At 70.2% G+C, this 14847-nt stretch carries 14 protein-coding genes, 1 pseudogene and 2 riboswitches; of the genes and pseudogenes, 8 read left to right on the top strand and 7 right to left on the bottom strand.

Annotated features, from left to right (window positions below; all coding sequences use genetic code 11):
• Positions 1-18: 18 nt before the first annotated feature.
• The 7 genes and pseudogenes from RCR19_RS42155 to RCR19_RS42125 form a co-directional block, all read right to left on the bottom strand.
• Positions 19-1227 (bottom strand): LLM class flavin-dependent oxidoreductase, encoded by a 1209-nt coding sequence (locus tag RCR19_RS42155; protein WP_331270392.1) that lies wholly within the window; start codon positions 1225-1227, stop codon positions 19-21.
• 75 nt (positions 1228-1302) lie between these two features.
• Positions 1303-1389, bottom strand: a complete 87-nt coding sequence (locus tag RCR19_RS42150) for a putative leader peptide (protein ID WP_331270591.1) — start codon at positions 1387-1389, stop codon at positions 1303-1305.
• A gap of 59 nt (positions 1390-1448) precedes the next feature.
• Complete coding sequence (locus RCR19_RS42145) at positions 1449-2174, bottom strand: GNAT family N-acetyltransferase (RefSeq protein WP_331270391.1); 726 nt, start codon at positions 2172-2174, stop codon at positions 1449-1451.
• A 94-nt stretch (positions 2175-2268) separates the two neighbouring features.
• Positions 2269-3291 (bottom strand): transporter substrate-binding domain-containing protein, encoded by a 1023-nt coding sequence (locus tag RCR19_RS42140; protein WP_331270390.1) that lies wholly within the window; start codon positions 3289-3291, stop codon positions 2269-2271.
• Between the two features lie 68 nt (positions 3292-3359).
• Entirely contained in the window at positions 3360-4157 is a 798-nt protein-coding gene (locus RCR19_RS42135) for an amino acid ABC transporter ATP-binding protein (RefSeq protein WP_331270389.1), read from the bottom strand.
• Entirely contained in the window at positions 4154-5134 is a 981-nt protein-coding gene (locus tag RCR19_RS42130) for an amino acid ABC transporter permease (RefSeq protein ID WP_331270388.1), read from the bottom strand. The genes RCR19_RS42135 and RCR19_RS42130 overlap by 4 nt, the downstream gene beginning before the upstream one ends.
• A gap of 318 nt (positions 5135-5452) precedes the next feature.
• A riboswitch (SAM riboswitch) is annotated at positions 5453-5562 on the bottom strand.
• A 62-nt stretch (positions 5563-5624) separates the two neighbouring features.
• A pseudogene (locus RCR19_RS42125) lies at positions 5625-5762 on the bottom strand (NADP-dependent oxidoreductase); the annotation flags it as partial.
• A 179-nt stretch (positions 5763-5941) separates the two neighbouring features.
• Here RCR19_RS42125 and RCR19_RS42120 point away from each other — a divergent pair.
• From RCR19_RS42120 to RCR19_RS42080, 8 genes are all read left to right on the top strand, one after another.
• Positions 5942-6865 (top strand): LLM class F420-dependent oxidoreductase, encoded by a 924-nt coding sequence (locus tag RCR19_RS42120; protein WP_331270387.1) that lies wholly within the window; start codon positions 5942-5944, stop codon positions 6863-6865.
• Positions 6866-6932: 67 nt separating this feature from the next.
• On the top strand, positions 6933-7757 hold the full coding sequence (locus RCR19_RS42115; protein ID WP_331270386.1) for a DUF1684 domain-containing protein: 825 nt from the start codon (positions 6933-6935) through the stop codon (positions 7755-7757).
• A 93-nt stretch (positions 7758-7850) separates the two neighbouring features.
• Positions 7851-7964: riboswitch (SAM riboswitch) on the top strand.
• Between the two features lie 35 nt (positions 7965-7999).
• Positions 8000-8116, top strand: coding sequence for a putative leader peptide (locus tag RCR19_RS42110; protein ID WP_023551189.1), 117 nt, complete (start codon positions 8000-8002; stop codon positions 8114-8116).
• Between the two features lie 219 nt (positions 8117-8335).
• Positions 8336-9955 (top strand): ABC transporter substrate-binding protein, encoded by a 1620-nt coding sequence (locus tag RCR19_RS42105; RefSeq protein ID WP_331270385.1) that lies wholly within the window; start codon positions 8336-8338, stop codon positions 9953-9955.
• Between the two features lie 3 nt (positions 9956-9958).
• Positions 9959-10918, top strand: coding sequence for an ABC transporter permease (locus RCR19_RS42100; protein ID WP_331270384.1), 960 nt, complete (start codon positions 9959-9961; stop codon positions 10916-10918).
• Positions 10915-11838: an ABC transporter permease gene (locus RCR19_RS42095; protein WP_331270383.1), complete on the top strand. Its 924-nt coding sequence runs from the start codon at positions 10915-10917 to the stop codon at positions 11836-11838. Before RCR19_RS42100 ends, RCR19_RS42095 begins: the two co-directional genes overlap by 4 nt.
• A complete protein-coding gene (locus RCR19_RS42090; RefSeq protein ID WP_348541443.1) occupies positions 11835-13526 on the top strand; it encodes an ABC transporter ATP-binding protein in 1692 nt (563 codons plus the stop codon). Before RCR19_RS42095 ends, RCR19_RS42090 begins: the two co-directional genes overlap by 4 nt.
• Positions 13523-14581: an LLM class flavin-dependent oxidoreductase gene (locus RCR19_RS42080; RefSeq protein WP_331270382.1), complete on the top strand. Its 1059-nt coding sequence runs from the start codon at positions 13523-13525 to the stop codon at positions 14579-14581. Before RCR19_RS42090 ends, RCR19_RS42080 begins: the two co-directional genes overlap by 4 nt.
• Positions 14582-14847: the final 266 nt, after the last annotated feature.

The raw sequence follows: 14847 nt of genomic DNA, 5'->3' as shown, positions 1-14847 counted from the left end.
GGGTTGCGTCCCTCCGGCTCAGGCGGTGGCGGCATAGCGGTTGGCGGGGCGGGGCAGGCCCAGCAGGCCGCGCAGGGTGTCGGCCTCGTAAGCGGTGCGGAAGGCGCCCCGGCGCTGGAGCTCGGGCACCAGCCCCCGGGTGATGGCCGGCAGGTCGTGCCCGGCGACCGCGGGCCGCAGCCGGAAGCCGCTCAGCCCTTGCGCCGCCAACTCCTGCAGAAAGTCCGCGAGTTGAGCGGGCGTACCGGTGAAGATGCGGGCGTCGCTGGTGTACGGCTTTCCCGCGAGGGCGTCGAGGCGGGCGCGGCGGTCCTGTGCGGCGGCCTGCTCGTCGTCCAGGAAGACCACAAGGTCACCGAAGACGTGCAGGAGTTCACCGGCCCGACCGGCCGCTTCCTGCTCGGCGCGGATCTCGGCGACGATCGCGCGGGCCTGCTCGGCGTCGTGCGGGGTGACGTAGCCGACGTCGGCCTGGCGGGCCACCAGCCGGTACGGGACGGTCTGGTGGGCGAGGGCGGTGACCAGCGGCTGGCCCTGCGGCGGGCGCGGGGTGATGGAGGGGCCCTTGACGCTGAAGCGCTTGCCCTCGAAATCGATGTAGTGCAGCTTGTCGCGATCGACGAAGCGGCCGCTCACCACGTCCCGGATCTCCGCGTCGTCCTCCCAGCTGTCCCAGAGGCGGCGCACGACCTCGACGTAGTCGGCGGCCTCGTCGAAGAGGTCGGTGAGCCGTTCCTGTCCGGCCGCGGTCTTGAGCTCCTCCAGGCTGATCGGCGCGAACGTGCGGCGGCCGAAGTGGGCGGCCTCGTGCGGCCGAGCGCTGATCTGCACCCGCAGGCCCGCGCGGCCGGTGCTGACATAGTCGAGGGTGGCGATCGCCTTGGAGATGTGGAACGGCTCGGTGTGGGTGGCGATCACGGTCGGCACCAGGCCGATGTGCCGGGTCAAAGGCGCGATCCGGGAGGCGGTCAGTACGGCGTCCAGACGGCCGCGGACCTGGTCGGTGCGGCCGTCCAGCTCGCCGTAGTGCGAGGACTGCAGGCCCAGGCCGTCCTCGAAGGTGACGAAGTCGAGCAGGCCACGCTCGGCCTCGGCGACGAGGTCCGCCCAGTGTCCGGCGGTGAACAGGTCGCGGGGGCGGGCCGCTTGGTCGCGCCAGGATGCGGGGTGCCAGCCGGTGCCCTCGAGGGCGACGGCGAGGTGCAAAGGAGGGGGAGTTGAGGACACGAGGGTGCCTTCCTGGAGGTCCGTACGAGATCGCCGGCCCGCGGGAACGGGGCGCACGGCGGATGAGGAAACGGGTCAGGAGCTACACAGGGCGCCGGCCACGCGCTGCAGGTCGATGTGGGGCCGGGAGTGGAGGCGGACGGCGCGCAGTACACGTGTCATGTGTCGCGCCTCCGTCCGAACGGTCCGAGCATTCGCCTTCGACAAGGACAACGGCACGGCTATGCCGTTTCTTCCAGAGCTGCGGCGCCGGTGTGCCGGACGAGCGAGAACACGGTACGGCGGCGCAGGGTGAAGCCGATCGACTCATACAGCCGGATCGCGTTCGCGTTGCTGGCCGCGGCGTGCAGGAAGCCGCGTTCGCCGCGCTCCTTGATGCCGGCGGCGACCGCGCGGACCAGACGGGTGGCCAGGCCCCGGCCACGGTGCCCGGGGTCGGTGCACACGGCGCTGATCTCCGTCCAGCCGGGCGGGTGCAGCCGCTCGCCGGCCAGGGCGATCAGCCGGCCGCGGTGGCGGATGCCGAGGTAGGTGCCCAACTCGACGGTGCGGGGCAGATAGGGGCCCGGCTCGGTGCGGGCGACCAGGTCGAGGATCTCGGGCACGTCGTCGGGACCGAGCCGTACGGCGTCGGCGTCGGGTTCGGCACGCAGAAAGGTGTCCACGAGCTGGACGCCGTGTCCGGTGCGTACGACCTCCCAGCCCTGCGGTGCCTGGGTGACGCCCCGTACCGAGGCGGTGCCGCCGGGACCGACGAGCGTGGCGAGGTCGGTCCAGGCGCGCGGGTCGTCCTCGTCGGGGACGGCGTAGAAGGGGGCCACGTCCTGGTGGTAGCGGGCGGCGTGGCCGATTCGTTCGGCGAAGTGGGCGTGGGGGCCGGTGAGCGCGGCCCAGGCGGGGTTGTCCAGGATGTGCGAGGAGCGGGCGTCGAGGGTGGTGACGGACATGGTGTGGCGGTCTCCGGGGTGCGGCTCGGCTCGGGGTGTCGCGCGTGCCCGGGGGCTCCACCGGGGTGGTGGTGGGGCCCCAAGCACGCGGTGGTCAGGAGTTGTCGAGGGGCAGTCCCGGCGGGTTGACCTCGGACTCGGTGACGGCATCGCTGGAGAGGTTCCAGGCGGCGAGCCACTTGGCGTACTGCCCGTTCTCGATCAGGTGGTTGATGGCGTCGGCGAGCGGCTTGGCCAGGCCGCTGTCCTTCTTCGCGGTGGCCGCGATCAGCCCTTGGAGGCTCGCGCCGGCGCCGGAGTACTGGCCCGCGATCCTGGTCGCGTTGGGGGTGCTCGCGGTCTGCGTGACGTGGTAGGAGAGGTTGGGGCTGGGGCCCAGGTAGGCGTCGATCTTGCCGCTGTTCAGGGCCAGGTAAAGGCTGTTGTTGTCCTGGAAGTACTTGATGGTGAGCTTCTTGCCCTCGCTGTGGAGCTTCTTCTGCCACTCCAGCAGGATCCGCTCCTGGTTGGTGCCCGCGCCGACCGAGACGGTCTTGCCCGCGAGGGTTGTGTAGTCGCCGTCGAAGGCGAACTTCGAGGACTTGAGCGTCTCGAAGGCGAGGTCGTCCTTGCGGTAGGAGGCGAACTCGTACTTCCGCTTGCGTTCCTCGGTGTCGGTGATGTTCGAGAAGCCGACATCGACCTTGCCGCTGTCGATGCCGACGAAGAGGTTCTCCCAGGTGAACCGCTTGACCTCGGGCTCCAGGCCCAGGACGGTCGCGACCAGCCGGGCCAGGTCCACCTCGGAGCCGGTGAGGGTCTTCTGGTCGCTGCCCACATAGCCCAGCGGTGGGGAGCCGGAGGGCAGGGTGCCGGACCCGATCACCAGCTTGCCGCTCTTCTTGATCGCGTCGGGCAGCTGGTCGCTGATGGACTTGACCTCGGAGACCTTCAGGGTGGTCTCCTTGGCGGCGCCGTTGGACAGCCGGCCGACGGTGACCGTGCCGGCGCTGTCGCTCGTCGTGGTGGCGGCGTCGCTGTCGCCACCGCAGGCGGCGAGCCCGGTGGCGAGGGTGGCGACGGCAATCGCCGCGGTGATGCCGCGTATCAGGCTGCGTCGGGTGAAGTGGGCAGACATGGCCGTTCCTTGTCGCTGGAAGTGATGAGGGGCGGGCGTGGGGGGAAGTCGAGGGGTGCGGCGGCGGGTCAGAGGACCTTGCTGAGGAAGTCCCTGGTCCGCTCGTGCCGGGGCTTGTCGAGGACCTCGGAGGGCGGGCCCTGCTCGACGATCCGGCCGCCGTCGATGAAGACGACCCGGTCGGCGATCTCGCGGGCGAAGCCGATCTCATGGGTGACGATGACGAGGGTCGTGCCGCTGGACGCCAGGTCCTTGATGACAGCGAGTACTTCACCGACCAGTTCCGGGTCCAGGGCGGAGGTGGGCTCGTCGAAGAGGATGACGCCGGGGCGCAGGGCGAGGGCGCGGGCGATGGCGACGCGCTGCTGTTGGCCGCCGGAGAGCTGGCGCGGGTAGGCGCCGGTCCTGTCGGCGAGGCCGACCCGGCCAAGGAGTTCCCGGGCGAGTTCCCGGGCCTCGGGCTTGCCGAGCTTCCCGGTGGCGACCGGGGCGGCGGCCACATTGTCCAGGACGGTCAGGTGCGGGAAGAGGTTGAAGTTCTGGAAGACGAAGCCGATGCGGCTGCGCTGGGTGAGGATGGCCCGCTCGCTCAGTTCCTTCAGCCGCTCGCCCTGCCGCCTCACGCCGATCAGCTCGCCGTTGATGCTGACGTGGCCGATCTCTGGCTTCTCCAGGTGGTTGATGACCCGCAGCAGGGTGGACTTGCCGGAGCCGGAGGGGCCCAGGATGACGGTGACCTCGCCGGGGCGGACCCTCAGGTCGACGCCGTCCAGTACCCGGTGGGTGCCGTACCACTTGTGCACGTCGTGGACCTCGACGGTGGCGGCTTCGACGTCCGTCAGGGCGTCGAGCGTCTTGGCGGTCATAGGGCGGCCTCCCGGCGGATACGGGCCCGCAGGTCGGTGAGACCGGTGCGGAGCCTCTGCAGCGGGGTCGGCGGCAGGCTGCGGGTGGCACCGCGGGCGTAGTGCCGCTCGACGTAGAACTGGACGACGGAGACGACGCTGGTCAGGATCAGGTACCAGACGGTGACGACCAGCAGCAGCGGCACGATGTCGCCGGGGTAGGTGGAGCCCATGGTCTGCGCGGAGCCGAACAGGTCGAGCAGGGAGACGTAGAAGACCAGCGAGGTGCCCTTGATCAGGCCGATGAGCTGGTTGACATAGCTCGGGATGATCGAGCGCAGCGCCTGCGGAAAGACGATCTTCCTGAACTGGTAGCCCTTGGGCAGGCCGAGCGCCGCGGCCGCCTCGTGCTGGCCCTGGTCGACGGAGAGGATGCCGCCGCGTACCACCTCGGCCGCGTAGGCGGCCTCGTTGAGGCTGAGCCCGATGACCGCGACGACCATGTCGGTGGCGAGTCTGGACTCGTCGAAGGAGAAGAAGGCCGGGCCGAAGGGGATGCCGACGCTCAACGTCTTGTACAGGGCGCTGAAGTTGTAGAGGAAGATCAGCACCACGATGAGCGGGATGGAGCGCAGCGCCCAGACGTAGGTCCAGCTGACCGCGCGCAGCACCGGGTTCTTCGAGAGCCGGCCCAGTGCGAGCACGATGCCGCCGACAAGACCCAGCACCGCACTGTAGGCGGTGACTTCGAGGGTGATCAGCAGGCCGTCGAGGATGGTGGGGCGCAGGAACCAGTAGCTCCAGCGGTCCCACTGGTAGAAGGGGTTGGTGATCAGTCCGTGCACGAACTGGGCGACCAGGACCAGCACGACCGCGGTGGCGATCCAGCGGCCTGGCCGCCGCAGCGGAAGAACCCGCTGAGCGGTGAGTAGTTTTGACGGCTCGCCGGCGGTCGGTTGCTCGGTGAGGGTGACGGTGGCGCCAGGGGGTTCACTCATGGTGGGCTCCGGCTGGGTGGGAACACCCCGGAAGCACGGCGGCTTGCAGCGGCGCGCACGGCGGCGAGATACCGGGGAGGGCAAAGGCACACCGCGGGTGCGGTGTTCGTCAGGAAGTGCGGGGGCTGCGGGGCGGTGTCAGCCCCGACAGCGGGCGCGGCCCGGTGCGGTACACAGTGCGCTGTTCACGCGGAGCAGATCGACGGCGCGATCAGCGACGAGCAGGTTCGCGTACGACGGTACGCAGCCCTGCAGGCGGCACATCGCCGTCCTGGGAGCTGCATACATGGCGTCACCGTCACTGTTCCGGCCCTGTGGGCCTCGCGCTTACCGAAACGTCATCCGGTCCGGTCGTCACCTGGGGCACCCCACCGCGGTGCGAGGGTTGCCGGTCAGCAAGCCAGGGCTTGTCGCTGACACTCATGACCGTTCTGAGCCGTAATTAAGACAACGGCCCGAACAGATGTCAACGCCGGGTCCACCAGGTGGACTGGCCGGACAGCGCGCCGACGAGCGCTGATCGGGCGCCGCGGCGCGCCGCTGTGAGTGGCGCTGTCAGTTGCTTGCCGCCCACGGTGTCCACCAGGACGTTGATGCCTTCGGTTGCCGCAATGCCCAACTGCCGGGCACCCTGCGCGAGAACCTCGGCCCGCGCGAACCCCTCACGCACCGCTCCGCACAGGACCGAACAGCAGGCGGGCTGAGCGCCGGGACGCCCTTCCACTCAGGACGCAGTACACATGACTGACAAGAAGCTGTCACACACGGACCGGAATGCCGGTTCGACCGGCGCCCGTTGTGACTGACATGACTGTTGGAGTAGCGCTCAACGCATCCGACGCGCCGAACCAGGTCGACGCCACCGTAGAACTGGCCCAGGAGGCAGCGCAGTTCGGTCTTACGTCGGCCTGGTTCGGGCAGACCTTCGGCGCGGACTCGCCCCAGCTCGCGGCGATCGTCGGGCGGGAAGTGCCCACACTGCAGGTCGGCACCTCGGCGATCCCCGTCTTCGGCCGCCACCCGCTGCTGGTCTCCAGCCAGGCCCAGACCGCCCAGGCCGCGACCCACGGCCGCTACCACCTCGGTCTGGCCCTGGGCACGAAACTGCTGACGGAGACCGGCTTCGGCCTGCCCTTCGAGCGGCCCGTCGCCCGGCTGCGCGAATTCCTCACCGCCCTGCGGCAGTTGACCCAGACCGGTACGGCCGATTTCCACGGTGAGCTGCTCACCGCGACCACCCCGGTCCCGGCGCGGGTACCGGGTGCCGGGAGCGGTGTCCCCCTGCTGGTCGCCGCGATGGGGCCGCAAGCGCTGCGGGTCAGCGGGGAGCTGGCGGACGGGATCCTGCCCTACCTGGCGGGACCGCGCGCCCTGGCGGAGCACATCGTGCCCGCCCTGATCGCCGCGGCCGAGGCCGCCGGCCGCCCCGCGCCCAGGATCGTGGCCCTGGTGCCCGGTGTGGTCACCGACGACGTCGACGCGGTGCGGGCCAAGGCCACCGAGAACCTCGCCTTCTACGAACAGATCCCGTCCTACGCGCGGGTCATCGAACTCTCCGGCGGTCGGCGGGCCGCCGACCTGGCGGTGATCGGCGACGAGAGGACCGTCGGGGCCGAGGTACGCCGTTACCGCGACGCCGGCGCCACCGAGGTCGTGTTCTCGGGCACCGACATCGCGGGAGAAGACGACCGCAAACGCACCTGGCGCCTCCTCGGCGAACTGGCCGGCTGAAGTCGCCCGTCGGCCCGACAGCACCTGCCCTGCACGAAGGCACCCCCGGCTGCGAAGGAGATTCCCCATGACCACCGAGGCCACCACCACGGACCTCCAGGCTTTCACCGAGACCTGGCTGCAGTGGTACCGCGCCCATGAGGCCCGGCTCGCTGCCCCGCACGGGTTCCTGGCGATCACCGGCCTGCACTGGCTCGACGACCGGCCCCAGCGCTTTCCGGACGCGCCCGGCGCGTGGCGCACGGGCCCCGAAGGGGTCGTCGTAGACCTCGACGACGGCGAGGAATTGGTCGTCGACGGCACGCCGGTGCGCGGCGAGCACCGCTTCGGCGTGCTTCCCGAGCGCGGCGGCGTCGACGCCCTGTGGGCAGACGCCGTCATCGAGGTCGCCAAGCGCGGCGGGCACGACATCGTGCGCCCCCGGCACCCGGACGCGCCGCTGCGCACGGCCTTCACCGGAACGCCCGCCTACGCCCCCGACCCGCGGTGGGCTGTGAGGGGCCGCTACATCCCCTTCGACACTCCGCGGCCGACCACCGTGGGCGCCGCGGTCGAGGGCCTTGAGCATGTCTACGACGCCCCGGGCAGGGTCGAGTTCGAGCTCGAGGGGCGCCCGCTGTCGCTGACCGCGTTCCCCGGCCATGGTGCGGGACGTCTGCTGGTGCTGTTCACCGACGCGACCTCCGGGGTCACCACCTACGCCGCCAACCGGTCCCTGGCCCTCGATCCGCCCGCCGCCGACGGCACGGTCGTCCTGGACTTCAACCGGGCCGCGAACCTGCCGTGCGCCTACACGGACCTGGCCACCTGCCCGCTGCCCCCGGCCGAGAACCGGCTGCCGGTGGCGATCGAGGCCGGCCAGAAGATCCCGCGCGAGCGTGGCGGCTCCTGAGCCGGACGCGCACTCTCGCACCGACTCCCCTTTTACAGGGCGTCCTTGTGCGCCATTGACGTACGACAAGACCGCTCCGTACGATCACAAACTGGCATTGAGTGTCAGCGTCAAGCCCTGGCTCGCTGACCGGCAACCCTCCCCCGCGGTGGGGTGCTCCAGGTGAAAGCCCGGCGGGATCAGCGACGATCTCCGCAAGCGCGGGGCCCCGTGACCGGGGTTCGGATAGGTGGAGGACCGATATGCGGCACGGTGGTGACCTCAGCGCCCGCTTCGCCGGCGCCACCGTGTTCTCCCGGCTCTCGCGTCGGCGCCACATCGACCTCAAGCGCTCGACCAGCTGTCTCTGTCAGGCCTGACGGGCCTTCCCGCCGCTGGTCGCAGTACGGCACCCGCCGTCGCCGCACCCGCCTGCGCCTGATCTCGTTCTGTCGTTGATCCCCCCTTTTTTTGCCCTTTGATCCTCGTCTGCACGGCGCTCCCCCGGTCCCGGCGTCGCGCCGGCCGGGGCCGCACGCCCACGCACGGCCGTGCCCTGCACCATCCGTGCCTGGTGATACGAGTAGGAGAAGCCCTCCGTGACTGCACTTTTCGATGTCAGAACCTCCCGGTGGGCGGTACTGACCGCCCTTGTGACGACCAGTGTGGTGCTGACCGCCTGTGGCTCCGGCGGCGGCGATTCCGGCAGTGGCGCCGGACGGCCCACGTCCGGCGGCACCCTGACCTTCGCGGTGGGCTCGGACGCCGGCTGCGTGGATCCGCAGCAGGTCGCCAGCAACGAGACCATCTACTCGGTGCGCCAGATCGTGGACTCGCTGACGGACCAGGACCCCAAGACCGGCACGATCGTGCCGTGGCTGGCCAAGAGCTGGGATGTCAGCTCCGACGCCACGACGTTCACGTTCCATCTGAGGTCGGGCGTCACCTTCAGCGACGGCTCGAAGCTGACCGCGCAGGTGGTCAAGGACAATTTCGACGCGGTGCCGAAGCTCGGCGCTCTGGGGACGCTCGCCGAGGGCTATCTGAGCGGCGTCAAGAGCACCACGGTGGTCGACCCGCTCACCGTCAAGGTGACCTTCAGCCAGCCCAACGCCCAGTTCTTGCAGGCCACTTCGACTCACTCGCTGGGGATCGAGTCGTCGGCGAGCGTGAAGAGGACCCCGCAGCAGAAGTGCAGCGACGGGGTGATCGGGTCCGGGCCCTTCGTGTTGAAGCAGTACGTGCAGAACCAGTCGATCACGCTGGCCAAGCGCACGGGATACGCGTGGGGTTCCTCGCGGTGGAGCAAGAAGGGCGAGGCGTACCTGGACAAGCTGGTTTTCAAGGTCGTCCCGGAGGCGGGCGTACGGGCCGGAAGTCTGCAGTCCGGCCAGGTCGACGCGATCAGCAGCGTGGGCAAGGCCAACGAGGCGGCGCTCAAGGGCGGTCAGGTCACCCTGCAGCGGCGGGCCAATCCCGGCGTCGTGTTCGGTCTGGGCCTCAACAACTCGCGGCCTGTCCTGAAGGACACGCGGGTGCGCCAGGCGATTGTGTCGGCCGTCGACCGGCAGCAGATCGCCGACACCGTCTTCCCCACCGGCACGCAGGCGGCGACCAGCGTCCTCGCGCAGACCACACCCGACTACACCAGTCTCGCTTCCGACCTGAGGTCCGACGCGGCCAAGGCCAGGTCGCTGCTGGACCTGAGCGGCTGGAAGATGGGCAGCGACGGCATCCGCAGCAAGGACGGCAAGAAGCTGAGCCTGACCGTGAAGTGGTTCCCCAACGCCTCCACCAACCAGCCCGCGCTGGAGCTGATCCAGCAGCAGCTCAAGGCCGTCGGTGTGGAGGTGGTCCTCAAGCAGTTGCAGGTCACGCAGTTCGCCCCCACCCTGCAGTCGGGTGACTTCGACGCGGTGTGGGGGAACGTGACCCGCGCCGACCCGGACATCCTGCGCAGCTCCTTCTCCACCAAGCTGGCCAACTTCTACCACCTGCCTGCGAGTTCCCTGGACACGGCGCTGTCCGAGCAGGCCGCGACCGTCGATGCGGCCAAGCGCAGGCAACTGGTCACCCAGGCGCAGCAGTCGCTCGTGCAGAACGCCTACTACGTGCCGGTGGTGGAACTCCAGACCCAGCTGGGTGTGGCGAAGAAGGTGCACGATGTGAACTTCGACGCCTCCAGCCGGATCCAGCTGCACGACACCTGGATCGGGTAGCGCATGCGCCTCTATGCGATCAAACGGCTCGGCCAGGCGGTCGGGGTGCTGTGGGCGGCCTACACGGTCTCGTTCCTGGTGCTGGACTATCTGCCGGGCGACCCGGTCACGGCGATGGCCAGTGCCGGAATGGACTCGGGGCAGGTCGACCCGCAGCAGATCGCCGCCCTGCGGCACGAGTACGGCTTCGACAAACCGGTGCTGGTGCAGTACGCCGAATACCTCGGCCGGGCGGTGCGCGGGGACTTCGGCGACTCGGTGTCCACCGGCCGCCCTGTCACCTCGGCGCTGGCCGACGCCCTGCCGCAGACACTGCAGCTGACCGGCGCGGCACTGCTGCTCGCCGTGGTCCTCGGCGGCGCTCTGGCGGTGCTGGCCACCTACACCGCTCAGCGCTGGCTGCGGCAGCTGCTGCTGTCGCTGCCGCCGCTGGGGGTGTCCGTCCCGACGTTCTGGGTGGGACTGCTGCTCGTCGAGACGTTCTCCTTCCGGCTGCACTGGTTCCCCGCGTTCGGCAACGACGGATTCAAGGGGCTGGTACTGCCGGCGCTGACTCTGGCGGTGCCGACCGGTGCGCAGATCGCGCAGGTGCTCGCCAAGAGCCTGCTCACCGCACTGGACCAGGCGTACGTGGAGACCGCCCGGGCCAAGGGCGCCGGCCGGTGGCGGGTCCATCTGCGGCATGCGCTGCGCAACGCGGCCCTGCCGGCGCTGACGGTCGTCGGCCTGCTGGTGGGGCAGCTGATCGCCGGTTCGGTCGTCGTCGAGACGGTGTTCTCCCGCGACGGCCTCGGCCGCGTCACCGCGGCGGCCGTCACGGCCCAGGACATCCCCCTGGTCCAGGGGGTGGTGGTGTTCGGGGCGCTGATCTTCGTGTCGACGAACCTGGTCATCGACCTGGTCTATCCACTCTTCGACCCCCGGCTCGTGGTGGCCTCGGACAGAAAGGCGGCCCTCGCATGAGCCAGAGCCTTGTCGACGACCCCGCCGAAGCGGCACTGGCACTGGCCCGCCCCATCGGGGCGGGGCCGGAGCCGTATCCCGGGCGCCGCGTGGACGTACGACGGCTGCTGCGGTTCGTTCTGCGCCGCCCGGGGCTGCTGCTGTCGGTGGTCGTCCTCGTGCTGGTGGTGCTGGCCTCGTTCTGGCCCGACCTGTTCACCTCGCAGGACCCGCTGAAGGGCGTGCCGTCGCAGAACTTCCGCGGCCCGAGTGGCAGTCACTGGTTCGGCACCGACGAGTTGGGCCGCGATGTGTTCTCCCGGGTGGTCCACGGCGCCCAACTGTCCCTGAAGGCCACGCTGATCGCGGTGCTGGTGGCGTTCGTGGCCGGCGGGCTGCTCGGGGTGGTCGCCGGGTTCGCGGGCCGCTGGGTGGACGACGTGCTGATGCGCTTCGTCGACGTGCTGCTGTCCATCCCCGCACTGTTCCTGTCCCTGGCCCTGGTCACCGCCCTGGGCTACGGCACGGTGAAGGTGGCGGTCGCGGTCGGCATCGCCAGCGTCGCCGCATTCGCGCGAGTGGCGCGCGCGGAGGTGCTGCGGGTACGGCAGGCGGTGTTCGTGGAGGCGTCGCACGCGAGCGGGGCCCGCTGGTACGCGGTGCTGGGCCGGCATGTGCTGCCCAACGCGGCGGGCCCGGTGATCGTGCTGGCCACCCTCGACTTCGGCTCCTCCATCCTGGCCGTGTCGGCCTTGAGCTTCCTCGGCTACGGCGCTCCCCCGCCGGCCCCGGAGTGGGGCACGTTGATCTCCGACGGCCGCAACTACCTCGCCAACGCCTGGTGGCTGACCGCGCTGCCCGGGCTGGCGATCGCCGCGACCGTGCTGGCCACCAACCGCATCGCCCGCGCGTTGGACGGCGAATGGAACCGGCAGCCATGACCGACGAACGTGAGAACGGTGAGGATGTGACCACACCCCTGCTGGAGATACGCGACCTGTCCGTGTCATACCGCGCCCGAGGCGGCACGATCACAGCCGTCCGCGGCGTGGACCTCGACGTGTGGCCGGGACAGGTCACAGCGGTGGTCGGCGAGTCCGGCTCCGGCAAGAGCACCACCGCACACGCCATCACCCGGCTCCTTTCGGCGAACGGCCGCATCGACGCGGGCACGGTCCGCTTCGGCCGTCACGACCTGGCCACCCTGTCGGAGGCGGAACTGCGCACCGTCCGCGGAGCACGGATCGGACTGGTCCCCCAGGATCCGACGGTCTCCCTCAACCCGGTCAAGCGGATCGGCGACCAAGTCGCCGAGGTGCTGCTCATCCACGGTCTGGCAACCCGCCGCTCGGCTCCCGCCGAGACGGTCGCCGTGCTGGACCGGGCCGGGCTGCCCGACGCGGCCGTCCGGGCCCGGCAGTATCCGCACGAACTGTCCGGCGGAATGCGGCAACGCGCTCTGATCGCCATCGCCATCGCAGCACAGCCCGAGCTGATCATCGCCGACGAGCCCACCAGCGCGCTCGACGTCACCGTGCAGCGCGTCATCCTCGACCATCTCCAGCGCCTCACCGAGGTGTCGGGCACCGCGGTCCTGCTCGTGACCCACGACCTCCAGGTCGCCGCCGAGCGGGCACAGAGGCTGGTGGTGATGTCCCAGGGCAAGGTCGTCGAGGCGGGCCCCACCGGTGACATCCTGGCCGACCCGCAGAACGACTACACCCGGCACCTGCTGGCCAGCGCCACAAGCCTGACCACCGCCCGGCCCCGCACCCCGGCCTCCATCCCCAAAGCGAAGACGGCGCCCCTGGTCGAAGTCCGCAACCTGGTCAAGGAATTCAGGCTGCCACGCACCGGGGACGGGCCCCGCACCCTGCGCGCCGTCGACGACGTCAGCCTCACCCTCCACCGGGGCCAGACCCTCGCCCTGGTCGGCGAGTCGGGCTCGGGCAAGTCCACCACGGCCCGCCTGGTGCTCCGCCTCACCGACGCGAGCGCCGGGCACATCCTGTTCGACGGCACCGACGTCACCACCGCCAAGGGCGCCCGGGCCAGGCAGCTGCGCCGCCGCGCCCAACTCGTCTACCAAAACCCGTACGCCTCACTCGACCCGCGCTTCTCCATCGGCGAAGTGATCACCGAGCCGCTACGCGCCTTCAAGATCGGCGACCGCACCTCCCGGCTCGCCCGGGCCCGCGAACTGCTCGACCGGGTGGCCCTGTCCGCCGCCGCACTGGAGCGCCGGCCGGCGGAGTTGTCCGGCGGCCAGCGACAGCGCGTGGCGATCGCACGCGCCCTCGCCCTCTCCCCCGACCTGGTGGTCTGCGACGAGCCGGTCTCCGCGCTCGACGTGTCCGTGCAGAGCCAAGTCCTGGAACTGCTCACCGAGTTGCAGACCGACTTGGGGGTGGCCTACCTCTTCATCTCCCACGACCTGGCCGTCGTACGGCAGATCGCTCACCAGGTCGCCGTCATGCGGGCCGGCCGTGTCGTCGAGACAGGCCCGCCGGAGGAACTGTTCACCCGCCCCCGCCACGAGTACACCCGCGAACTGCTCGCGGCGATCCCCGGCGGCCGCGTCCCCGCCCCCACCGCCGAGAGGCCACGAGCTGAGGACCACATCGCATGAGCACGCCCACCATCACCTCACTGGCCCTTCTCACCCCGGGCAACTTCGCCGACGACGATCCGTACACCGGCCTGGAGGAAACACTCCAACTCTTCACCTACGCAGAGCGATTGGGCTTGGACGGTGCCTGGATCCGTCAGCGCCACCTCGAGCACGGCGTCGGCTCCGCCGCGGTGTTCCTCGCCGCGGCCGGTCAGCGCACCGAGCGGCTCGAGCTGGGCACCGCAGTCATCCCCATCGGATACGAGAGCCCGTTCCGCCTGGCCGAGGACCTCGCGCTGGCTGACGTGTTGTCCCGCGGCCGCCTCCAGGTCGGCTTCAGCACCGGCATGCCGCACGCCGAACTGCTCGGCGACCTGGTGTACGACGGCGACTGGCGCAGCTTCGACCTGTCATACGGCAGGATCGCCCGCCTCGTCGACAACCTGCGCGGCGGCTACCTCGGCGGCCCGGACACCGTGATCCACTCGCCCGGCAACACCCAACGGCCGCGACTGCAGCCGCACAACCCCGCTCTGGCGAAGCGGATCTGGTACGGCGCAGGCAGCCTGCAATCGGTCCGCTGGGCCGCCGAGAACGGTCTCAACCTGCTGTCCGGCAACATCGTCTCCGGCCAGGACGCCGACGACTTCACCACCGCCCAGCTGAACCTGCTCTCCGAGTACCGGCGCAGCCTGGGCGACGACCGGCCGGCCGCGCGGGTAGCGCTCGGGCGGGTGATCGTGCCGTTCGACAGCGCCGACGCAGCAACCCGGGCCCGCTACCGGGACTACGCGGCCAGTCGGCACGAGCGCACCCTGAAGCCGCAGACCCTGGCGGCGCTGGGCTCGAAGCGGTTCCTGTTCGCCCCGGACGTGGTCGGCACCGCGGAGCAGATCCTGGAGCAGCTGGCGGCCGATCCCGTCCTCGCGCAGGTGTCGGAGCTGCGCCTGGAGCTGCCGTACGAATTCCACCGCGAGGAGTACGAACAGATCCTGCACGACGTACGGCATTTGATCGCCCCCGAGCTGGGCTGGCACCCCCCTTCCCCGGCGTTTCAGGAGGCGGGCCGGTAAGCCCTGTTCCGGAGCGCCCGGTCCGGCCCGCTATGACGGTGTGGTTCGCTGAATCGGTGGTCTCGCTTCGTCACGCTGGGAGCGATCCGTGCTTCTGGGTGACGGTGCCACCCAGAAGAAAAGGAGATTGCCTCGGGATCAGAGCTCACGTTGGCCGGGCAACATGGCTGAACTGCGCGGGGGCATGTTCACGGGAATTCCTTTCACAGAAAACGAGCCTATGCTCTTATTTGAGTGCAGGGCCCGCCGGAACGAACGGGCCCTGC

Source organism: Streptomyces sp. WAC07094 (genome assembly GCF_036320405.1).
Classification (GTDB): domain Bacteria; phylum Actinomycetota; class Actinomycetes; order Streptomycetales; family Streptomycetaceae; genus Streptomyces; species Streptomyces lannensis.
Note: the sequence above shows the minus strand (reverse complement) of the source record. Positions and strands in the feature narration are given on the sequence as shown.